Consider the following 21,229-nt stretch of genomic DNA (forward strand, 5'->3'; position numbering starts at 1 on the left):
ACAAAATTGATTTTTATAAAAAAAGAGCATTATTTGTTACTTAAAAAAAGGAACGCAAGCGACCTTTGAGAACTACCTTTAAAGGTTTGAAGCAAGATAAAAAGTATCAAAGGAACACATCCTAAACAGGAACTAATGTTATTTATTGAATTTAGCTTACAGATGCAAAGTAAGAAAACAGCCCCCGATCCTAGTTTTTCTGCTTTCTCTGTGAAGGAGAAAAACTCACCAAAAAGAAACCGTCAAAAACTGGCCCTGAAAAAGCCAATTTTTGACGGTTTTTCTAAACTTTGAAAGTCATTAAGTAGCTGGAAAACAGCTCTCTTAAACGCTCCAATGCTACCAATTGTTTAAATGATTATCGCATTCCTTTGTTTAGGCTTTCGGAAAATGAGCCAATTGCCCATACCCGGCCAGTTCTTCTTCAATCCTTAAAAATTGATTGTACTTTTCAACCCGTTCACTACGAGCCATCGAACCCGTCTTGATTTGACCGGCATTCATCGCCACTGCAAAATCCGCGATAAACGTATCCCCAGTTTCACCAGAACGATGAGAAATCATCGTGGTGTACCCATTGGCCCGCGCCATTTTAATCGTTTCTATGGATTCTGAAACTGTACCGATTTGATTCAGCTTGATCAAGATGGAGTTTGCAACTTGTTTTTTGATTCCTTCGGCAAAAATGGTTGGATTCGTGACAAAAATATCATCCCCGACTAATTGGATGGTATCGCCCATTTCTTCTGTCATCTTTTTAAAGCCATCCCAGTCATGTTCTGAAAATCCGTCTTCGATTGAAATAATCGCTGGGTACTTCTTCACTAGCTCTTGATAGTAAGCCAACATTTCATCTGAAGTCATTTCTTTTCCTTCGAAATGGTATTTCTTAGTTTCGTCACTATAAAATTCACTTGATGCCGGGTCTAGTGCAATGGCGATTTCTTCCCCTGGTACATACCCGGCTTCTTTAATGGCCCGGTAGAGCATTTCAATCGCAGCTTCCGTACTGCCTAATTTTGGCGCAAAGCCCCCTTCATCTCCAACGGCTGTTTCATAGCCTTCTTTCCCCAGTACACTCTTCAACGTATGATAAATATTGGCAACTTTTTCCACGCCATCACGGAAGGAATTGCGTTTGACCGGGGTAATCAAGAACTCTTGCACATCGATTCCAGAATCGGCATGCACTCCACCGTTAATCACGTTAAAGAAAGGTTGAGGCAATTCCAAATCGACGCCCCCAAGGTAACGATACAAAGGAATCCCCTGACTTTTAGCAGCAGCTCGAGCAACCGCCATGGAAACACCTAAAATCGCATTTGCCCCTAGACGGCCTTTGTTTGGTGTACCATCTAAGGCAATCATGACTTGATCAATATGGGCCTGATCAAAAGGCGAGAGCCCTTTAAGTGCGTTGTTGATTTCATCATTGACATTGTCCACGGCTTTTTTGACGCCTTTACCCATTAACCGATTGCCACCATCCCGCAGTTCCACGGCCTCTCGATCCCCTGTGGAAGCACCACTGGGCACTTCTGCACGGCCTAAAGTTCCATCCGATAATAAAACATCTGCTTCGACGGTGGGATTGCCCCGGGAGTCAAAGATTTCTCTTGCTTTTACCCTTTCGATTACTACTGTCATGTTGAATTCCTCCTTCAAATTAAATAAAAAAAAGCCTGTTACAAGTTGAATATTTTTAAATCTGCTCATACCAAATAAGCAGAACTCTAAAAATATTTAACTTATAACAGGCGCCATCAGCTGAATCACTCAGCAGTTAGGAGGGAGCACCATCCCTCTTACACAAAAAGCATACCACCAATAAAAATATTTGACAAACAGAAGGCTTTTCCGCCTTTTAGCTTATAATTTGTAGAACCACGACACATTCTTTTCCCCCTTATTCGAGCTGCCGAGAACAATTACTCGCTTTTTGCTAGAAAAAAACGTACAATACTTTTTCTTACAAAAAGTAAGGTGAATAAAATGTTTGCAGGAGGTACTCTCATGAAAAAGATTGGTTTTTTGAGTTTTGGTCATTGGATGAACCAAGGCTCCTTAGTCAAAACCGCCCAAGACTCCTATTTGCAGTCCATTGAATTAGCCGTTGCGGCGGAGCAAATCGGGCTGGATGGCGCATATTTTCGAGTTCACCACTTTGCTGATCAAATCGGCTCCCCCTTTCCTTTACTGGCGGCGATTGGTGCGAAGACGAGTAAAATCGAAATCGGTACCGGCTTAATCGATATGCGCTATGAAAATCCCTACATGATGGCCGAGAATGCCGGATTGACCGATATCATCACTCAAGGACGAGTGGAATTAGGCGTCGGCCGTGGTTCACCGGAACAAGTCCTAGATGGTTGGAAATACTTTGGGTATGACTACAGTGAAGAAGATGTGAAGGAAGTTGCAAGAGAGCGGACTTTGGAATTTTTGAAGTTATTGGAAGGTCATCATTTTGCAGAACCTAATCCACAGCCGATGTTTCCCCAAGCTCCCGGAAAACTCCGCTTAGAGCCTTACTCAGAAGGATTGCGCCAGCGCATCTGGTGGGGTGCGGGCTCCAAGGAAACCGCCATTTGGGCAGCAGAACAAGGGATGAATCTCCAATCTTCCACCTTGGTCAATTACGAAAGCAAGGAACCCTTCCATGTTCAACAAGCGAATCAATTGCGGGCTTATAAAGAAGCTTGGAAAAAAGCCGGTCACACTTTTGAACCAAGAACCTTAGTTACCCGCTCCATTCAACCGATTACCACGGATTTCGATCGGCAATTGTTTGGCCACCAAGATGAAGAGCTGAAATACGATTCCGTGAGCTTCTTAGCTTACCATCAAAATCCAACGATCTTCGGGAAAACCTTCGCTGGTGAACCAGACAAAATCGCTAAAGAATTAGCCGAAGACGAAGCAATCAAAGAAGCCGATACTTTGCTCATCACGATTCCCAATACTTTAGGCGTAGACTACAATATTCATTTACTGGATACAATTCTAAAAGATGTCGCACCAGAATTAGGCTGGCGCTAATATCAACTCACTAATCCAGTACAGTAAAACAGGTGTTGCGAACTCCTTTTTTTCAGGAGCCTGCAGCACCTATTTTCTTAACCTAAGACTGTGTACCGCTCAGCTAGTGGCTAGCCGTTCTTGTAACAAAGACGTATACTAAAGAAAAAAAAGCAGGAGATTGCTGATGATTAGTCAAAAAGCCCAACAACTAAAAGATCAAATGCGCCAAGAAAGACGCAAAGACTCACTGGACAGTGGTGCTCTTCAATACCCGATTCCTTCTGCCGACTTACTCGATGGTCTAGACTTTGAAGTAACCCAGTTGCAAGACTGTCAAATCACCACTATTTTTTCCCCTTCCTCCCGTCAAGGCGTCATTCTTTTTCTACACGGTGGTGCTTATCTCCGCAGTTTTGGTGGGATGCACTGGCGCTTTGCAGCCAAACTAGTCAAAGCTACCGGTTATCATTTGGTTGCCCCAGATTACCCCATCCTTCCTAAAGGAAATTTTTTAGCAGCCCATCAACTCTTACAGGCTTTATACCATCAGCTTTTACAAGACTATCCTGGGGAGGAAATCTTCATTGTGGGGGATTCAGCAGGGGCTGGCCTGGGATTAGGTTTGACCATGGAGCTCCGTGACCTAAAGCAACCCTTACCGAAAAAGTTGTTGCTGCTATCGCCTTATCTAGACGTGACCATGACCAATCCCGAGATTCCTGCAAAAAATCAAGAGGACCCTTGGCTTAATCCGGACTCGCTTAGGGAAAGTGGTTTGCGCTATGCTGCTGGCAATGACCCTAAAGATTTCCGTCTATCCCCTATCTACGGAGCGGTCCATGGTCTGCCACCGATAATGATTGTCTTTGGCACCAGTGACGTCCTCTATCCCGATGGTCAAAAATTTCGAGCAATCTGTGCCCAGCAACAGATTTCCTTACAATTTTTTGAAGAAACCGGCCTTTTCCATGTCTATCCCCTTTTTGAGTTACCGGAAGCCGAAAAAATCTGGCCCAATCTAGTTGCTTTTCTCCAGGGATAAACACAAGTCCACAAAAAAGCGATTCAGAAAAACTTCCGCTCCTTAGCGTGATGCTTTCTGAATCGCTTTTTCCATTTATTTTACTGAATCAATCTAATACGAAATCCAAACTTCGTTGACGCCGGCACCTTTTTCTCTTCCGTCGGTTAAAGCCAAACGGGAGGAATAGGAGAGATAGCCATAGTAAACTTGGCTGCCACCGCCGTTGTCCCAATCAATGGTAATCGTAACATTGGGCTCAATCATTTTTGTTGCCGGCATTTCCCCTGGATAGAGCTCATTGGTTTCATAGCTGAGGTATTCCCCATCCGCCGAAGTAATGACCGCTTTGCCAAAATATTGGGTGCCATCATAGTTATTTTGGGTGACGCCACCATTGGCTGAGATGGTCAACGTGCTTTGAATCTGGTCTTCTTGGGAGTAATAAAACGTGTAGGTATTCGCCCATTTGGCAAAATCTCCCACGAAGGTCGAGTCGCCCCCGGCATTCCCCTGAGTATCTTTTGCGGCTTGTTGGTTCATCCCCGCAGCGTTTTTAGCATTTAAATCTTCAATTGCACTGCGGATGGTGCTGTATTTATCCTGAGCCAAAGCACTAACAGGAATTGCCGCCAATTGCAATTCGGATTCTTTGTACTTGCCGGCGATGGTCAATTTTTTTGCCTCAGTGATGATATCATCATACTTCGCCAACTCGTCTTCTTTCGTGCTTGATTCGGCGGTACTGTTTTGACTTTTGGCCGTGCTTTCCATTTGCGTGCTACTAGCCGCTGTGGGCGCTGGTTTTGAATTTCCTAAAAAGAGATACAAGGACAACCCTAAGACCACGCCTAAAAGAACGATGATTCCGCCAACTAACCAAGGAACCTTGTTGCCGTTTTTTTCCGTGGTTCGTCGACTAGCCACCGCTGCGGTTGGTTCAGGATTGGTTTCAGTTTGTAACCGTTCGCCTTGTGCTGCTGGTTCTGCAGCTTCTTCTTCAGTAAAATGATAGCCGCACTGTTCACAAAACGCTGCTTGGTCATCATTTTGCGCTTGACACTTTGGACATACTTTCATCAGATTTCCTCCTTAACCCCTTACAAGTCCGCTGATTCGGCTTGTTTTTCTTGATACTTTTGATATAAAAGATCCAAAAACTTCATCTCGGTGACATTTTGATAAGGTAACACGTAAAAACCAGCTAAGCCAGCAGATAAAGCCATGACCAACCACCAAAGATAAAATGAATAGCGTAAAATTAAGAATTCCAGCTTGTAGCCGTGCATGATTTTCCGACTTTTGCTAATGGCTTCGCTGGCGGTGATATCAGGCTCTTTTTCCAGTAAATAATTGGTCATCGCATAGGAAGCACCTTTGACAATGCCAGGAATCACCAAAAGTAAAGACCAAAGAAACGTATAGATCCCCGTTAGTACGTTGGCTTTTAGCACCCGATTTTTCTGGGAACGAATCATATAACGGAAAATCCGCACTCCATCCGCTCGCTGTCCCTTTAAGGTGAAAATGCTACACCACTGCATCACCGCTTGGAACAACGTGCTTACTAAAAATAGAAAGACAAAGACGACTAAGAAAAGGAGTAACCAGATTACATAAGAAACCCCGGAGCCAAATTCACCATACCCATAGCCATAGTTATACCAAAAGGAATGATAGGCCATCTTCCCCAATGCCACGGATAAGAAAACACTGCTTAGCGCAACCACGACTAAATACCAAAGGATCGTCTTTAGCCACTCGCCGTAGCGTCCAGACAATTTTCGCTGAGCAGCTTCCTTTAGATCACCCCGAGTAACCTCCAAACCTTTCGCTTGCTCCATCAAAAGCTCCCCGGATTCATCTGTTAAAAACTGACTCCACTGTGCTTTCGCTTTTCCCAAAGGAGCCGCTCCCGTGGTTGCTTCCAAATTCTGACCACACTTTGGACAAAACTTGGCTCCTTCATTGACTGGCTCTCCACAATTTGGACAATAATTCATAAACCTTTCCGACCCTTCATTTTCCATTTATTGAGTAGCAGCGGATGCAAGATTCCCGATGGCCTCTCGCATGGCGCCACTGTCAGAAACCCCATTTGACAATACTGCGATTGCAAAGGGATGATCTGCAAAAACAATGCCGATATCATTTTCCACTCCCGCTAGTTCCCCGGTTTTATTTGCAACGGGGATTGCGGCATTTAATTTAGCAGGAATCTTCGTGCGAACTCGCTGCCCCATCATGATTTGCAACATCGCCCCATAGGGAGCCTCGCCCTGATGGTCATAAAGTCGCTGCAAAAATGTCATCACATCCGGTATTGAAGTGTAGTTTTCTTTCCCTGCTCTTTGGGCGGTAGTGTCCAGCATTTCCCGTTCTAAAACGGTATCTGGATAGCCGGCAGCCTGAAAATAGGAGTTCAAAGTGGACATGCCAATGAATTCAATGATCTGATTGGTGGCCTGATTGTCACTGATCTGAATCATTTGACTCACCAAATCTCCTAAAGAACTCTCCCCCACCATCTGATTCAAATCTAAGCCTTTCAAATACACATACTCCATGACAAAAACCTTGATTACACTGGCGGCAATCAAAGGTTGTCGGTTGTGATTCGTATATTGTTGTCCCGATTGAAAATACTCGATTGCATAAGTAACTTGATCCGCCGACTCAGATAAGGAAGCTGCGGCCTGCTGAATGCCCGTTGGCACCGCCTCACTATCAGCAGTATTTGCCGTAGCCGTGGTGGATGCAGCGGTACTGCTTCCTCCACTACTTTCAGTTGAAAAAACCTGGCCAGCACTCGAAAACGCCGTTGTACCACTAGTGCCACTAGAGGATTGTGTCTGGCTAGAAGCTCGGTCTGTAGTGAATTCTTTACTGGTGGACTGAACTTCGTGGCTCGAATTTTGTTGAGGCTTCACTAGGTTTACTTCCCGCAATCCCCAAAACGTCAGGCCTCCTGTTATGCCAAACAAGATGATTCCAGCGACCACCCGTTTTCTGTATTTTTTCACTTTGTCTTTTCCTTCATTTCCATGACAGTTCCTTCTCTTGAAAAAACCCGCTTTTATTTTAGCACATTTTACTTTCAGTAGTAGCAAGAAGCCTTGAACAAGCTGGAGAAATAGTAGAAAGGGCGGTTTTCATGGGGAATAATTGTGTTCCGTCTACCGCATAAATAGCAAAAGAAGCAGCCAGCATCTAGATGCCAACTGCTTCTTCTTAAAGTCATAGAAATAATAGGTTGCGAACGCCCACTTTTAATCAGTTATTTTTTCAATCACATACTTCATCTGATAGTCTTTGACCCCAAGCTTTTGATTTATCACAGGCCCCTTTTCAATCGTAAAACCACATTTTTGATAGAAAAATCGTGCCTCCGATCGCGCATCCACAATTATTTTGCGATACCTTCTTTTTCGCAAATCCGCAATCAGAAATGCGACTAGCGTTTTACCTAAGCCTCGCCGCTGAAATTCTTGTTTCACCGCAAATACCGTTAATTGAGCAACACGAGGTCGTTTCTCAAAAAAACTTAGCGTTCCGATTAATTCCTCCCCTTGAAAGATGCCGTAAAAATCGTTGTCCTGTTCGATCGTCAAATCTTCTTCATAGATTGATTTTCCGATTGGCTGACGCAAAAGAACGTCCCGCAATTGTAACGCTGCGTGGTAGATTGTTTTGTCCGTACTTTTGTATTTTTTAACATTCAGCATAGTTTTATTCTCCATCAACTTCCGCTTTCTGTTTCTTGGTCAGTTTCTGATAAACCAACTGATAGGAAATGGTAATCATCTGCTTGATTTCCTCATCGCTTACTTCTGGACTAGACAACTTAATGGAGTTCCAATGGGTTTTATTGGCATAGTAACCGGGAATCACGATGTCCTTGTACATTTCGCGCAATTCTTCATTTTTTTCCGGCAAGTTTTTCAGAGTAATAATCGCATCCTCTCCTGCCTGATCACTCATCATTCCAAACATTTTTCCTTGAAGATCAAAATAGAAAACTTCCCAATCATCCCGAAAGTACACTTTCGCTCCTTTGAATGTTTCCCCAAAAGCCTTGAAAGTGGCGATTCGTTGGGCAATCATCGACTTTTCCATAAATCCTCCTTTATTTTTGAAAGGTTGCGTCCTAAAACTGCTGTCGCTTGCTATTTTTTGCCGAGACCACTTAACCCTTCTACATCTCCACTTTGAATCAAAGGCAAAGCTTGCTGAATCTTTGCAAAGGGCCAATCCCACCAGCTGATTTCCCGAAGCTGAGTGATTGTTTTCTCGTCAAAGCGTTTACGGATTTCTTTTGCGGGGACACCACCGACAATCGTATAAGGTGGCACGTCTTTGGTCACCACAGCGCGGGCTCCGATAATCGCCCCATCCCCAATGTGAACACCCGCCAAAATCACCGCTTCATAACCAATCCAGACATCGTTACCAATCACGATGTCCCCTTTATTGTCCCAGGCAGAGGCCACCGTATTCTTGTCTAGGCCCCACTCTTCATAAAACAAAGGGAATGTGTACGTAGACAGCGAGTTCAAGGAGTGATTGGCACTGTTAAATAGAAACTTCGCCCCACAAGCGATGGAGCAAAACTTGCCGATTACCAATCGATCTTGATTAATCGGATAATGGTACAACACATTATTTTTTTCAAACTGGGTTGGATCGTGGACAAAATCATTGTAAATCGTATAGTCGCCGATAGCGATAGCGGGATTATCAATCACTGCATTTAAATAAATCGTCTGATAGTCCCCGGTGCGTGGGTAAATTGTTTTCTCTGGAATAGTCATAAGATCCTCCTAAAAAGTATTGGTTCATTTGCTATTCCAGACACGTCAATGCAACGCCTCATGTCATCACCTGCATTTCTTTTGTCAATAAAAGTAGCCTTCTTTTTGACTCTTACTGCTTCACAAGTGCCAGTTTTCTATCCAGCATAAATGGCGGATAATACCCCATGGCCGGGCTCATTGGCAACAACTCTTTTCCTAAGCGAATACCCAATGTATCTTCCAGATACGCTCTGCGCTTAATTATCCGAGCCCAAACCTCTGGATAGTCGGCTTTGATTTGTTCTCGAAGTTTTTCGTCTGCCAAAAAGACGCTACTTTCACAGCCGGCTCCTTGATACCCCGCAAGCGAAGGAATCAAATCAATCTGAAACAGCATACCACTGCGAATGCGTTCTCGAGAGTTGGGATAGACCGGGGAAGCAATCCATTCTTCATCCCCACCTAAATGCCCCGGGTTCAAGGACCAGCCGTAACTCGCTTTCGGGAAGACTGCCTCAATAGCTGCATACAACGCTCCCCCGGTGATGCCGATTTGAATGGTTTCCAGCCAAGTGGTAAATGCTTTAAAATACGGAATCACCAGCTTTTCTAAATAATCTTGCTGCCCCGCTGGAAGTTCACTAGCCTGATGAACCGCAAAACCCGTGCGACTTTCCAAACCGCCTTTATAGGCCGTGGTCATGGAAATCGGATCCCCTAAAGCGATTTGGTTATTACTAGGATAGAGATTGGCTTTCACAAAGCGGGGGCCCGCCGCCATAATCGTCACAACCGTATGATCCTGTCCTTTAGCTGATAATTTTTCTGCAACCGCCATTTCCGTTTTTCCAATGGCGAGTTCCTCCAAGCCTTCTAGCAGGCAGTTTCCTGCTAAAGCTGCGCCAAACTCGTAATGGGCGAACTCATTGGCATTATTCGTAGTCCGAGCGCCATTTTCCCCTATCAATAAGCCCGTTGCATTGGTAAACTTGCTATTTTTAGCCACTTTTTTCAAAGCATCCATTAAAAAGTAGGGCAGATCAAATAGTTGCTGTGCTTCCTCCACTGTATTGGTAAAGTACTTCCATCCGATAATGCCGATGTTTTGCCGGTTTGCTAGGTGGCATTTCCCCAGAATCTCTGCCACGGTTTCCTTTGTTTCCATAGGTTGATTTGGCAAAGAAAGGTGGGGCATGTGAACCGGAATCAAGTCAATCTGGGCTTTTTGAGCCTTGTTCAAGTTTTCATTGCCAAAGACCCCATAGGCTTTTCCATCTTGATGCAAAATCAACAGGGCCTCCTCGAAGCGCGGTAAAAAGCCGGTAAGGTATTCAAAATTACTCCCATGTTCCAAATCAGCATAAAAAACTAAGCTATCATAGCCCGCTTCCCGCATTTTTTGCAGAATTAATTTCTTACGTTCTGCAATAGTTTCATCCGTCAAAGGCACCGGTATGAGGTTTTGCTCCACTGCTGGTGGTGAAACTTTTTTTAGTGTAATCATCCCAAGCCACTCCTTCGTTTCAAAATCTTTCCTGTATGTATCTACTCTCTATCATATCAAAATAGCACCACCCAATAAACTAGCCGGACAGTTAAGAAAATTGAATTGATTTTTTATTTTCTTTCCTTTCAAACTACCAACCTATTTTTTCCATTTCTGCCATCTCACTCAACAATCATTACCACCCGTCTAACGGGTGGTTTGCTCTGCGGGTGTAACCCCTTGTTGCTATGGCTACGCCTAAAGACGTTATCCTTCACTTTGTTCAGGCTCAATGCCCTTGGCACTTTCACTTACCGGTCAAACCGGTTTATTTTTTTCTGAAGCCACCATCTGAAAATGGGTCTTCATATTCTCGTACACTCAATTTATCGAGTGCGATATCGTGTGATTCCTGTTCCCGAATATACTTTGCGATTGTTTTTTCGTTTAATCCCACGGTACTAACATAATATCCTTCTGCCCAAAATTTTCGATTGCCATACTTATATTTCAAGTTGGCATGACGATCAAAAATTTGTAAGGCACTTTTGCTCTTTAAATAGCCAACAAATGAAGAGATACTAATTTTGGGTGGAATACTTACCAATATATGAACATGATCTGGCATCATATGTCCTTCGATAATTTCGACTCCTTTGTACTTGCACAAGAGTTGGAAGATCTCAATTAAATCTCGCCGTACTTGATTGTAAATTAGTTTCCGTCTATACTTTGGTGTAAATACAATATGATACTTACACATCCATTTTGTATGCGCTAAGCTGTTTGTTTTATTTGCCAAAAATCCCATTCCTTTCAATTGAGCCTGAACAACCCAATTGTACGACAGGAATGGGATTTTTGGTGGCATAGCCTCTGATTCTCTACCCGCATAGCGGGTAGTTTTTTGTTTCGGACGCTGTGCGACCTCAACAGGGCTCCACGCCCAACTTAAAAAAACGAAGTAGCTTTCACTACTCCGTAACAGTATCTTTTATAAAATGTTCACCGTGTATCTGTTATTTTTCTTCGTTTCCCTGAGGGGCTTCTTCTGGTACCAAAAGCCCATCTTCCATGCGGAAAATCCGGTCACTCCACTGGGTCATCCGGGGATCATGGGTAACCATAATTGTCGCTTTTTGATTTTCATGGGCTTCTTTGGCTAACAATTTCACCACATCATAGGCATGGTCTGTATCTAGTGAGGCTGTGGGTTCATCAGCCAAAATCAAGCTTGGATCATTGTACAAGGCCCGTCCAATTGCCACTCGTTGGCGTTCCCCACCGGAAAGGTCTCGGGGATACTTGTCTTTTAAGTCCAAAATATCCAAGGAAGTCAGTAATTTTTCGATTCGTTCTTTATTGAGCGCCTCTTTTTTCACTTTGTCCACTAAGTAAAATTGCTCCTGGATTTTCAAATAGGGAATCAAGTTTGAGCTTTGCAAAATAAAGCCAATTTCTTTAAACCGGAGCTTACTGCGTTTCTTCTCCGAAAGGCTCGTAAAATCATGCCCATTGATAAAAATCTGACCACTGGTAGGATTTTGTAAGCCGCCAGCGATGGTCAAAAAGGTACTCTTCCCCGAACCAGAAGGCCCGATAATGGAGACAAATTCTCCCGGTGCGACGCTAAAATCAATGCCTTTTAGTGCTGTGATTTCCGTATGGCCGCTACCAAAGACTTTTTTTATCTGACGCATATCCAATGCTTTTTCCACTTTCCTCAACCTCCAATCGCCCTAATCGGGTCAACCTTCGTCACTGTGCGAATCGAAAAGAGTCCCCCGAGAATCGCTACCACCAATAAGATCACACTATATAGTCCCCACTGTTTTGGTACTACTAGAAACGGCATAGCATCCGGTAAAATCAAACTGGTGCCCAGTGCCAAAAGGATCGCTACGGCAACTCCGATGATTCCCACCAAGAAGGACTGTGCGACGATGGATTTTGCGATAAATCCATTGGAAATCCCTTGGGCTTTCATCACACCGAAGATTGGGGCTTTTTGCATGGTAATGACGTACATGAAAATTCCCACCACCGCTGCTACAATCACAAATAAGAAATAAATCATCCCATTTAATGTTAAGTTTTGAGCAGCATAGCCAGGAATCGACTCAATGAAACCCGCAGTCTTGATTGCTTCCAAAGTTTCACTGGCTGCATCCGCATTGTCTACCTTTGCCGTACCTTTCACTACCACCGCATTGATTGGTTCTACTGCCGTCTCCGAAAATTCTTGTCCGCCGTATTTCAGGCTCGTAAAAGTTTCCAAAGAAGTATAAACCACCGGCGATACCAAGTAATACGTTGCTGGAAAAATCCCCGTGATCGTCAAAGATTCATCGTATTTTCCAATCGTGACTTGATCCCCGATTTTATAGCCAGCATCTGCCAAATTCTGCGAGATGATAATCTCATTTTTAGCAGCAAAGTTCTTGCCGCTGGTCACTTTAGGCAGAATAAACGCATCTGATGACGTTGCGAATAGGTTGATGTCCTCTTTCGTCTGGCCTTTTTTGATGGCGCCACTAAAGACTCCTACTGGCGCTTTCTCGCTAGCCGTGACTCGCTCTACGTCTCCTTGGATCAACTGGGAAGCATTCAAACTTTGATTCGCATCCGCCGCTAAAACCACTTTGTCCGCTTGCCAATTAACAATTCCTTGATCAAATTCATGGGCCAATCCTGTTGCCAAGCCCGAAAGCAAAAAGACCACATATGACACTAACACCATGATTCCGATGATTAAGCTATACCGTAACTTGGCATAACGCATTTCTTTTCGCGCTAAAAACATCTTTGCTCCATCCTCCTTAGGTTCCATTTCTTATTTCTCGAAATTTCCAGCCATTTTTCTGTGCAAAGAACAGTATACGATTCTTTATGACGACTTGTCACTTTATCTGTTTACACCTGTTCATACAAAAAAGGATCCATAATTCTACGTAAACACGTAGAATTGCGAATCCTTTCAAATTAGTGGTTAAAAGAGACGTACTTCCCTATTTCTTTCGATTGTAAATCCCCAAGCCTTTGAGAAAATTACGCATGTACTTATCCCCACATGGCTTGAAATTTCGCTGCCCTTCCTTTCGCAAAAAAGCTCCGATTTCTCCTTTTGATGGATAAAGCTCCACTTCAGCAAAAATAGCTAAGATGTCCTCTGTGGTCATGGAAAGCGCGATTTTTAGCTTTTTTAATAACACGATGTTGATGTTCTTGATGTCCTTACTCGGTTGGACTGCTGTTCCTGCCGGTTTTTCTTTTTGTGGCCCCCGGGCTAGGAGGATCAAACCATTTAAAAAGGCATCAAAAACTTGATTATTGAGCGCTTTTTCATAAACGTTTTTCTCCGCATCCTCTTCATGCTTGTCTTGCACTTTGGTCAGCACCGCTCGCGCCTCTTCTTTTGTCAGCGGTACACCGCCTAACTCAAAGGCTTTGATTAAATCCCGATCCTTCAAGTCAATAGCATAACGCAAGCGCAATAATCGATCATTATTATTCATTTATTCCTCCGCATGGATTCATTTTGGTGTTGCTTTTGGTGCAGGGTGTTATTTGAAAAAGCTTTGTTGATGTGGACGTATCCGCGTATATTGCTACTGCTACGTAAGAAGTTCTCTCTTTCCATATTTATTCTATCATTTGAGAGACCAGCCTCCCACAGCGATAGCTTTCATCTCTAATCTGTTTGTTTAACACCTAAATGTACAAGTAAATTGTATAAATTAGCTAGAGAAGTTTCTGTACATCCAGTTTTCTTCTGCATTTTATACTCAAAATGTTCGAGATACTCTTTGCAGTTCATACCTCATTCATAATATAGCACACAAATTCTCTTACGTTCCCTGATAAACGAATGTAGCCATTATAGCATCTTTCGCTATCCTATTACTAAACTACTCCACCAATCAAAGGTTCCCTTGCATGCTGTTTTGTTATAGAGAAATGAATCCGAAAGAAAATACACCACAATTCCTGGTTTATTCCGAAAACACCATTTCCTTCTATAAACAAAAAAGAAACTAAGAATGTCACATGTCATTCTTAGTTTCTTTTATTAGCCCCTGAAGACAAAGGCTATTCGCTTAACACTGACTTTCTCCAACTCGTTTTGTCGACTTTCTTTGCAACAGTTGAAAGAGTAAGGCAATCCCTAACCCACACAAGATACCTAAAAAGTTGTTTTGAATACGAATCACACCAGCCGGTAAAATTCCCAACAGTACATAGGCTGCCGATAAGGCCCCAAAACAATTCAAAATGCTCGCCCAACCATAATGAGGAGTCAGCCCCAGACAAAAGCCTGCCAAGGGACCTAATAAAAAGACCCACTCTATCGGAAACAAATGTAAACACAGGACAAAAATAACTGAACCGATTGTGACGCCCATCATCCGTGAAAATCCCCGTGAAAGAACTTGATGCGTTTGAGGTAATAAAAGTGACATACTCGCAAATCCCATCCACATACTACGAGGTATCCCCAGATATTTTCCAATAGATAAAGCAAACGCAATTCCTAAGGCTAAGCGCAATTGCCACTGATAGGTTGTCTGGTGTAAGGAATAGCCTTTACAAATATGGTGGAATCGAATGGTTCGGTTAGCTTGAGAATGTTTCTGGAGAAATACCAATCCACAAAAGAGAAAAGATAAATACACGGCTCCTGTTCTCTGAAGGATTTCATGCTGTCCGCTCACAGTATTACTCGTTATCAAAATATAACTAAAGGCGTACACACCACCATTTCCATATTCAGGATGAGTGGTAGTCATTAATAGAATGAACGATAAGCTTGCTAATTGCACAACAAAGTACAGGATAACCGGTAAGCCTGCTAAGAAGAAACTATTTATCAAATAGAGACTGGAGATAAAAAACAAAGCCACCAGACTATCGATTATATGGTAGCCATAATTGACAAAACGGATACTCAAAAGCATACACAGACTGCCTACCCCAACATAACTATTCTTTTGACCAAAGAGACTCGTAAAAATCGAGATATAGGCAATTGCAAACAGCAATAAGAGAACACTCCGCAAAACAAGAGCCGTGACATACTGCTTTTTCTCCTGCGCAAAAGATTCCCGAATATGTTGGCGAAGAACAGCTGGACTCAACTGCATTTTTTGATAAAGCGTCATAAAATCATCCTTATTCATGAAAGTGTGTCGAGAAGTATAGCAAAAAAATAAGATCTCAGTCAACTTTCCATTTAGGATTCTGTTAGTCTAATCAGCAACAGTCAAGATGATCTTACCGATATTGCGATTGTCTTCCATTCGGCTATGGGCAGCTGCCACCTCTGCTAAAAATGGAGCGAACATTGATTTTTAGCTCGAAGTATCAATATTATCGAACTGTGTAGAAGGATAATATTATGTATCCATTTTTTATTACATTCAAATTAGTACCATTAATGGTATTTGCAAGGAGGATTATCTCCTCGTATTTCCAATCCACGCTCCAAAACGTCTACCAAAAAAACCGCATCATTTATGATACGGTTCCCCGTGATTAATCCTCATCGCTCGGTAGATCTGTTCCACTAAGATCAAGCGCATTAATTGATGAGGGTAGGTCATTTTGCCAAAGGAGATTTGGGCGTTGCTTCTTTGCATAACCGCCTGGCTCAAGCCTAACGACCCGCCAATAATAAAGACAAACTGGCTTTTTCCTTGAATTTGTAGTTGCTCCAGTTGTTTAGCAAACGCTTCACTGCTGGGATTTTGCCCTTCAATCGCCAGGGCAAAGACGTATTCTCCGTCCTTGATTTTTCCTAAGATGCGTTCCCCTTCTTTTTCTTTGACTTGGATCATTTGGGCTTCACTGAGATTTTCTGGGGCTTTTTCGTCAGGAACTTCGATGATTTGAATCTTGCCATAGGCGCCAAGGCGCTTGACGTATTCATTGATCCCTTGTACCAAATACTTTTCTTTGAGTTTTCCCACGGTAATTAGTTTGATATTCATGACTTATCCTCACTTGTTCATAACTTTATTTGAGTTTACCACAATTTTTATCCACATTTTATGACGAATGATTTTTTTCTGCGAGGAAAGAAAAACGATTGGACCGGTGCTTTTCCATACAAACGTTCGTTCTCCACAGATTTACCCACACTATCCACAGGTTGTGGATAATTCTGTGGATAGTTTTCCCCATCTTTTTGTGAAAAAGGTTGGATTTACAGAAATTTTTCACGATTTAGCATGTATTTAAGCCCATTTCGTTCATATTTTTTTCAAAGTCTCGCGATAGACTAAACACAGGAATTGAGTCTATACTAGAATTGAGCAATTATTCATTGAATAGAAAATCGTTAGGAGGATAATCGTATGAAACAAAAAAGAAAAGGTTCCGGGGGACGTTTTCTCACCGGATTACTAGGAGGCGCTGTGGGTGGTTTATTGATCGTTGGTGGATTTTATCTAGCCAATGGCTCGACTTTAGCTCCCAGCTCCAGTAGCAACAATAGCAGTTCCACAAGTGAGCCGGCCAAGGTTTCCAATGTCAAGGTGGATGTGGATAGCGATATCACCAGTGCTGTGGAAAAAGTCCAAGGCGCGGTGGTTTCTGTCATCAACTTACAGGCTCAACAACAAAGCTCCAATAACCCCTGGGGAGACATGTTCGGTCAACAGCAAGAAGACAGTTCTGCAGAAAATACCGATGATAGCAATCTCGTAGAAGCCAGTGAAGGTAGTGGGGTTATCTACAATAAAGATGGAGATTCCGCTTATGTGGTGACCAATAATCACGTGGTAGAAGGCTCTGATGGCTTGGAAGTCGTCATGTCAGATGGCACGAAGGTCAAAGGGGAACTTATGGGAACCGACGCGGTAACCGACTTAGCCGTAATCAAGATTTCTTCGGAAAATGTAGATGAAGTCGCAACCTTTGGGGATTCTTCTGCTTTGAAAGTCGGCGAACCTGCGATTGCCATTGGTTCTCCATTAGGCTCTCAATATGCCAACTCCGTTACTTCCGGGATTATTTCTTCTGTTAATCGGCCGATTTCCGACAGTACCAGCGGTGTCAATATTAGCGCCATTCAAACAGATGCGGCGATTAACCCAGGGAATTCCGGTGGTCCTTTAGTAAATATCGCGGGACAAGTCATCGGGATTAACTCTAGTAAGATTGCTTCGACCTCTACGGAAAGTTCCGATATTAGCGTCGAAGGGATGGGCTTTGCCATTCCAAGTAACGATGTGGTAAAAATCATCGACCAACTGCAAAAGGACGGCAAAGTTACCCGACCAGCTCTCGGAATCAATATGGTGGACTTGTCTTCTGTAACGTCTCAACAACAAGAACAAATTCTTGGAGTCCCAAGTTCCGTGAAATCTGGTGTGGTGATTACCAACGTTATGAACGCAACACCTGCAGAAAAAGCTGGTTTGAAACAATACGACGTGATTACCAAAGTTGACGGGGAAGAAGTTACTAGCGCAACGGATCTCCAATCGATTCTTTACGGTAAGAATGTCGGGGATACGATCACCATAACCTACTACCGCGGGGATAAAGAAAGTACCGCTAAAGTCGACTTAACCATCGACAGTTCCGCGTTGCAACAAAATCAAAACAATAATCAATAACAGGAAAAAACCAGCGAGAAAAAATTCTCGCTGGTTTTTTTAGCCTTTCACTTGTTGGTAGATTTGATAGACGGCACCGATCATCCCCGCATCGTTTTGTAATTTAGCGGTTCGCACAGGGGCAATGGTTTTCCCTTCTAAATAGTGAATCGATTCATGGCGCGCTTTAACCGTACTCAAGGTTTCTTGCAAGCGTTGGGTAAAGGCTTCATTGGCACTGATGCCTCCCCCCACTAAGATAACTTCTGGATCAAAACAGCTGATTAAGTTAATCAAGGTCACCGATAAGTCGACGAAGAAGGCTGCTAAAATCTCTGTGGCCAGCACTTCGCCGGCCGCTTCTCGGGCAAACAATTCTCGTGCATCCCAAACGGGCTCTGCTTGAGGATTGTTTTTTTGTTGGGCTAAGTTGTACTGGTAACATAAGCCCCCCACGGTCGCGACTTTTTTATTCACCGAGACTTCTTCAATGTCTCCTTGTTCAGGTAACTGATCGATGACCATCCAGCCGAATTCCCCGGCCATCCCGTGAGCCCCCCGGAAGACCTCCCCATTTAAGACGATGCCACCGCCGATGCCGGTACCTAAAACCATGCATAGGTAATTGTCGATTCCTTGGGCATTGCCAATCCATTTTTCCGCGAGGGCCGCGGCATTGGCGTCATTTTCAATGGAAACTGGCAACTGACACCGCTGTTCCAACGCTTGTTTAAGATTCATTCCATATAAAGGTTTAATGGCCCCGGCGGTCAGCATATAGCCGTCTTTTTGGATGATACCAGGAGCGCTGATGCCGATACCTTCAATGTCATAATTTGCTTGGGCCTTCACGACGATTTCCTCCATGTCGTCAAGCAATTCCTCCACCACATAGCTAGTCTTAATCGCCGCTTTTTCTAAAATTTCTCCTTGTTCATTTAAAACCCCATACTTCACCGTGGTCCCACCAATGTCAAATCCTACAAACATCTCGTCAACTTCCCTTCCCTAGCTGTATTTCAAGAACACAGCGTTCATGAGTTTTCCATTTAGATAAAGCACTAGGCCGATGCCAACAAAGAGCCATAAAATAAACCCTTGTGGCAGTAAAATCGGCAATAAAATTCCTGCCAGATTCACTCCAAAGACAATAATGCTAATGGGCAAATGCTTTAAAGAAAGCACTAGCGCATTTTTCAAAGTTGCTCCGAGCGTGTTGTCAAACTTGGCAATCAAAGGAAAGACATATTCCAAGGCCAGTAAGACAACCGTAACTAAGACCATAACCAAGTAATAGCTGACTTTATTGCCTAAAACATAGTCCCGCACGAAAGGCAAAGCAAAGAATACCCCCGTACCTATAGCCAAGATGCCCAACCAAATTTTCGTAGCTGGCACAAAGTTGACTTTCAACTGGCGCCAATACTCTTTGTAAAGCACACATTCTTTGTGCTGGGCAATGCGATAAGCCGTGCCATAAGCCGCAGTCAATGCGGCTCCAATGGTCACCAGTGGCAAACAAGTCAAAATCACCAAGAAGTTTAGTACCAATAGTTGGTACAAGCGATCCAAAAGATTGTACAGTTTGCCGTCTGGTTGAAATAAGTTCGTCATGGTCTCGCCTCTTTCTTTCCTATGTAGGAAGGGGCACAACGCCCCTTCAAAAGTCTATGTTATTTCAATTTTGCTTCGTTTTCTTTGATCTTTTCGTTACGAACTTTGTTAACGTCATCGATCTTATTGTCTTTTTGGAATGCTTTGTAGTCTTCCAATAAGCCTTCTAACGTCGCTTCGTCTTTCGCCCGTAACATCCCTACCAAAGTAGTGCTCCAGTTAGTTTGAATCGCGCTTTGAGCTCGTGCTTCTTGGGTACCGGCATCTGGTCCGATGTTTTCTGTCAAGAATTGAGAAGTCAATTTGCCGTCGCCCCATTCTTGCATTTGTTTCACGGCATCCACATAAGAATCTGGGTTCATCGCTTTAAAGCGGTCGTGACCGAATTGGATGAATTCACCCATACGGTATTCCAATTGCCATTTTTCAGGATCGTCTTGTTGAATCTTACGCGCTTCGTCGGTCCATTTCACGGTACCGTCTGCTTCTAACGTATAAGTGTCTCCTTCGATCCCGAAGTTGGTCAACATTTCCCCTTCATCGCTAAGCAAGTAAGTGAAGACTTGAATCGCTTTGGCAGGATCTTCACATTTTTGGCTGATGTAGTTGATCATCCACCCGGAAATCCCTGCTTGAGTCAAGGTTGGTTCATTGCCCACAGTACTTTGAATCCCATCAATGGCCATGTATTCAGCATCTGGATTGCTAGCTTTAAAGGTTTGCAATGGAATCCCTTGGTTAACAAAAGATCCGATCATTACTGTAGCGTATTTCCCGGTTTGAAGTTTTTCTTTGAATTTGTCTCCATCGTCGGTAAAGGTATCGTCAGAAACGTTGCCATCTTGGTGAACTTGGCGGAATGCTTTCACCCATTCAAGGTAGTCTTCATCCAAGTTCCGGTCGTAGTATTTGCCGTCTTTCGTGTAAGGAACCCCTAGCATGTCTTGGACAACGCTATCCATGGAACCGTTAGAGGAACCGTCGGAAGCAAAGTCGTTGAAACCAAATGGAATCAAGTCTGGGAATTGGGCTTTGATTTTTTTCATGCCTTCCACAAAACCTTCTGGCGTGCTGAAATCTGGCTTACCGATGGCCTCGTACACATCTTTACGGATGATGAAGGCATCCCGGGAGTAAATATCGCCGCTGTCAAAGTCACTTTGCACATTGGAATAATCGGGATAACCATAGGACTTGCCATCCCCTAGTTTGTACCAGTTCAAAGTTTCTTCCCGTGCCACTGTATTAAAGTAGGGATCGTATTTTTCTGCTAAATCTTGTAATGGCAACGCCCAAGAATCGGCTTTTCTAGCTACTTGTGAATTGGAATCAAACACCGTTACGATATCCGGCATATCCCCACCGGCAAAGTACGTGTTTAACTTCGTGTCATCTCCGGTGATGAATTTGATGTCCACATTCAAATCATCTTTGATTTTCTTTGTTACCATGTCTTTGCCGTATTCGGTGTTCCACCAGTCCGCATTGACGTACCAGGTCAATTTAGTGGTTTCTTCCTTTTTGTCCAATTGCCACGCCGGGGTGTCTTTGTCCGGAGTGTAGCGATCGGCGATATCCGGCAATTTTACTTCTTTTGTGGTAGTGTCTTCTTTTTTACTCCCGCCACATGCGGCCAAGCTCAACAATGCGCCGGCAACCAAAAGGGATCCTACAAGACTTTTTTTACGAAACATAT

General features: G+C 43.4%; 21 protein-coding genes and 1 riboswitch. Of the genes, 4 read left to right on the top strand and 17 right to left on the bottom strand.

Annotated elements, in window-relative coordinates:
* The first annotated feature begins 135 nt into the window (after positions 1-135).
* Positions 136-294 carry a hypothetical protein gene (locus tag I579_RS12755; protein WP_155854771.1) on the top strand — a complete coding sequence of 53 codons (159 nt, stop codon included), beginning with the start codon at positions 136-138 and terminating at the stop codon, positions 292-294.
* 81 nt (positions 295-375) lie between these two features.
* Here I579_RS12755 and eno read toward each other — a convergent pair whose 3' ends face one another.
* A complete protein-coding gene (gene eno / locus I579_RS01825; RefSeq protein WP_010752901.1) occupies positions 376-1,647 on the bottom strand; it encodes a phosphopyruvate hydratase in 1,272 nt (423 codons plus the stop codon).
* Positions 1,648-1,747: 100 nt separating this feature from the next.
* A riboswitch (Fluoride riboswitch) is annotated at positions 1,748-1,813 on the bottom strand.
* 200 nt (positions 1,814-2,013) lie between these two features.
* Between eno and I579_RS01830 the strand changes: the two genes are divergently transcribed.
* Positions 2,014-3,039, top strand: a complete 1,026-nt coding sequence (locus I579_RS01830) for an LLM class flavin-dependent oxidoreductase (RefSeq protein WP_010752900.1) — start codon at positions 2,014-2,016, stop codon at positions 3,037-3,039.
* A gap of 166 nt (positions 3,040-3,205) precedes the next feature.
* The gene (locus I579_RS01835) at positions 3,206-4,063 is read left to right on the top strand and encodes an alpha/beta hydrolase (RefSeq protein ID WP_010752899.1); all 858 of its coding nucleotides are present in this window, start codon (positions 3,206-3,208) and stop codon (positions 4,061-4,063) included.
* Positions 4,064-4,156: 93 nt separating this feature from the next.
* Here I579_RS01835 and I579_RS01840 read toward each other — a convergent pair whose 3' ends face one another.
* The 13 genes from I579_RS01840 to rlmH form a co-directional block, all read right to left on the bottom strand.
* Positions 4,157-5,122, bottom strand: a complete 966-nt coding sequence (locus I579_RS01840; RefSeq protein ID WP_010752898.1) for a zinc-ribbon domain-containing protein — start codon at positions 5,120-5,122, stop codon at positions 4,157-4,159.
* Between the two features lie 20 nt (positions 5,123-5,142).
* On the bottom strand, positions 5,143-6,045 hold the full coding sequence (locus I579_RS01845) for a DUF975 family protein (protein WP_010752897.1): 903 nt from the start codon (positions 6,043-6,045) through the stop codon (positions 5,143-5,145).
* 27 nt (positions 6,046-6,072) lie between these two features.
* Entirely contained in the window at positions 6,073-7,065 is a 993-nt protein-coding gene (locus tag I579_RS01850) for a serine hydrolase (protein ID WP_010752896.1), read from the bottom strand.
* 246 nt (positions 7,066-7,311) lie between these two features.
* Positions 7,312-7,782 (bottom strand): GNAT family N-acetyltransferase, encoded by a 471-nt coding sequence (locus I579_RS01855; protein ID WP_034810318.1) that lies wholly within the window; start codon positions 7,780-7,782, stop codon positions 7,312-7,314.
* Positions 7,772-8,158, bottom strand: a complete 387-nt coding sequence (locus I579_RS01860) for an MmcQ/YjbR family DNA-binding protein (RefSeq protein WP_010752894.1) — start codon at positions 8,156-8,158, stop codon at positions 7,772-7,774. Before I579_RS01860 ends, I579_RS01855 begins: the two co-directional genes overlap by 11 nt.
* 50 nt (positions 8,159-8,208) lie before the next feature.
* Positions 8,209-8,853: a CatB-related O-acetyltransferase gene (locus I579_RS01865; RefSeq protein WP_010752893.1), complete on the bottom strand. Its 645-nt coding sequence runs from the start codon at positions 8,851-8,853 to the stop codon at positions 8,209-8,211.
* 112 nt (positions 8,854-8,965) lie between these two features.
* The gene (locus I579_RS01870) at positions 8,966-10,339 is read right to left on the bottom strand and encodes a M24 family metallopeptidase (protein WP_010752892.1); all 1,374 of its coding nucleotides are present in this window, start codon (positions 10,337-10,339) and stop codon (positions 8,966-8,968) included.
* Between the two features lie 310 nt (positions 10,340-10,649).
* Positions 10,650-11,132, bottom strand: a complete 483-nt coding sequence (tnpA, locus tag I579_RS01875) for an IS200/IS605 family transposase (protein WP_169337950.1) — start codon at positions 11,130-11,132, stop codon at positions 10,650-10,652.
* 208 nt (positions 11,133-11,340) lie between these two features.
* Positions 11,341-12,039, bottom strand: coding sequence for an ABC transporter ATP-binding protein (locus I579_RS01880; RefSeq protein WP_010752890.1), 699 nt, complete (start codon positions 12,037-12,039; stop codon positions 11,341-11,343).
* 5 nt (positions 12,040-12,044) lie between these two features.
* Positions 12,045-13,124 (bottom strand): ABC transporter permease, encoded by a 1,080-nt coding sequence (locus tag I579_RS01885; protein ID WP_010752889.1) that lies wholly within the window; start codon positions 13,122-13,124, stop codon positions 12,045-12,047.
* Positions 13,125-13,329: 205 nt separating this feature from the next.
* Complete coding sequence (locus I579_RS01890; RefSeq protein WP_010752888.1) at positions 13,330-13,836, bottom strand: YehS family protein; 507 nt, start codon at positions 13,834-13,836, stop codon at positions 13,330-13,332.
* Between the two features lie 582 nt (positions 13,837-14,418).
* Entirely contained in the window at positions 14,419-15,498 is a 1,080-nt protein-coding gene (locus I579_RS12460) for an FUSC family protein (RefSeq protein WP_081633648.1), read from the bottom strand.
* A 330-nt stretch (positions 15,499-15,828) separates the two neighbouring features.
* Positions 15,829-16,308 (bottom strand): 23S rRNA (pseudouridine(1915)-N(3))-methyltransferase RlmH, encoded by a 480-nt coding sequence (gene rlmH, locus I579_RS01900; RefSeq protein WP_010752886.1) that lies wholly within the window; start codon positions 16,306-16,308, stop codon positions 15,829-15,831.
* Positions 16,309-16,674: 366 nt separating this feature from the next.
* On the opposite strand from rlmH, the gene I579_RS01905 reads away from it, so the two are divergent.
* Positions 16,675-17,940 carry a S1C family serine protease gene (locus I579_RS01905; RefSeq protein WP_010752885.1) on the top strand — a complete coding sequence of 422 codons (1,266 nt, stop codon included), beginning with the start codon at positions 16,675-16,677 and terminating at the stop codon, positions 17,938-17,940.
* Between the two features lie 39 nt (positions 17,941-17,979).
* On the opposite strand, the gene I579_RS01910 is transcribed toward I579_RS01905, so the two are convergent.
* Genes I579_RS01910 through I579_RS01920 form a run of 3 tightly spaced genes read right to left on the bottom strand, consistent with a single transcriptional unit; the run spans position 17,980 to position 21,227 of the window.
* Positions 17,980-18,909 (bottom strand): ROK family protein, encoded by a 930-nt coding sequence (locus I579_RS01910; RefSeq protein WP_010752884.1) that lies wholly within the window; start codon positions 18,907-18,909, stop codon positions 17,980-17,982.
* Positions 18,910-18,927: 18 nt separating this feature from the next.
* Entirely contained in the window at positions 18,928-19,533 is a 606-nt protein-coding gene (locus I579_RS01915; RefSeq protein WP_010752883.1) for a YesL family protein, read from the bottom strand.
* 59 nt (positions 19,534-19,592) lie between these two features.
* The gene (locus I579_RS01920; protein WP_010752882.1) at positions 19,593-21,227 is read right to left on the bottom strand and encodes a type 2 periplasmic-binding domain-containing protein; all 1,635 of its coding nucleotides are present in this window, start codon (positions 21,225-21,227) and stop codon (positions 19,593-19,595) included.
* Between the last annotated feature and the right edge of the window lie 2 nt (positions 21,228-21,229).

The organism is Enterococcus asini ATCC 700915 (assembly GCF_000407365.1).
Lineage (GTDB): Bacteria > Bacillota > Bacilli > Lactobacillales > Enterococcaceae > Enterococcus_C > Enterococcus_C asini.

What these genes read in the sequence shown, in the direction of transcription:
- I579_RS12755 (WP_155854771.1), top strand. Translation starts at nt 136, where the DNA reads ATGTTATTTATTGAATTTAGCTTACAGATGCAAAGTAAGAAAACAGCC.
- eno (WP_010752901.1), bottom strand. Translation starts at nt 1,647, where the DNA reads ATGACAGTAGTAATCGAAAGGGTAAAAGCAAGAGAAATCTTTGACTCC.
- I579_RS01830 (WP_010752900.1), top strand. Translation starts at nt 2,014, where the DNA reads ATGAAAAAGATTGGTTTTTTGAGTTTTGGTCATTGGATGAACCAAGGC.
- I579_RS01835 (WP_010752899.1), top strand. Translation starts at nt 3,206, where the DNA reads ATGATTAGTCAAAAAGCCCAACAACTAAAAGATCAAATGCGCCAAGAA.
- I579_RS01840 (WP_010752898.1), bottom strand. Translation starts at nt 5,122, where the DNA reads ATGAAAGTATGTCCAAAGTGTCAAGCGCAAAATGATGACCAAGCAGCG.
- I579_RS01845 (WP_010752897.1), bottom strand. Translation starts at nt 6,045, where the DNA reads ATGAATTATTGTCCAAATTGTGGAGAGCCAGTCAATGAAGGAGCCAAG.
- I579_RS01855 (WP_034810318.1), bottom strand. Translation starts at nt 7,782, where the DNA reads ATGGAGAATAAAACTATGCTGAATGTTAAAAAATACAAAAGTACGGAC.
- I579_RS01860 (WP_010752894.1), bottom strand. Translation starts at nt 8,158, where the DNA reads ATGGAAAAGTCGATGATTGCCCAACGAATCGCCACTTTCAAGGCTTTT.
- I579_RS01865 (WP_010752893.1), bottom strand. Translation starts at nt 8,853, where the DNA reads ATGACTATTCCAGAGAAAACAATTTACCCACGCACCGGGGACTATCAG.
- I579_RS01870 (WP_010752892.1), bottom strand. Translation starts at nt 10,339, where the DNA reads ATGATTACACTAAAAAAAGTTTCACCACCAGCAGTGGAGCAAAACCTC.
- tnpA (WP_169337950.1), bottom strand. Translation starts at nt 11,132, where the DNA reads ATGGGATTTTTGGCAAATAAAACAAACAGCTTAGCGCATACAAAATGG.
- I579_RS01885 (WP_010752889.1), bottom strand. Translation starts at nt 13,124, where the DNA reads ATGTTTTTAGCGCGAAAAGAAATGCGTTATGCCAAGTTACGGTATAGC.
- I579_RS01890 (WP_010752888.1), bottom strand. Translation starts at nt 13,836, where the DNA reads ATGAATAATAATGATCGATTATTGCGCTTGCGTTATGCTATTGACTTG.
- I579_RS12460 (WP_081633648.1), bottom strand. Translation starts at nt 15,498, where the DNA reads ATGAATAAGGATGATTTTATGACGCTTTATCAAAAAATGCAGTTGAGT.
- rlmH (WP_010752886.1), bottom strand. Translation starts at nt 16,308, where the DNA reads ATGAATATCAAACTAATTACCGTGGGAAAACTCAAAGAAAAGTATTTG.
- I579_RS01905 (WP_010752885.1), top strand. Translation starts at nt 16,675, where the DNA reads ATGAAACAAAAAAGAAAAGGTTCCGGGGGACGTTTTCTCACCGGATTA.
- I579_RS01910 (WP_010752884.1), bottom strand. Translation starts at nt 18,909, where the DNA reads ATGTTTGTAGGATTTGACATTGGTGGGACCACGGTGAAGTATGGGGTT.
- I579_RS01915 (WP_010752883.1), bottom strand. Translation starts at nt 19,533, where the DNA reads ATGACGAACTTATTTCAACCAGACGGCAAACTGTACAATCTTTTGGAT.
- I579_RS01920 (WP_010752882.1), bottom strand. Translation starts at nt 21,227, where the DNA reads ATGTTTCGTAAAAAAAGTCTTGTAGGATCCCTTTTGGTTGCCGGCGCA.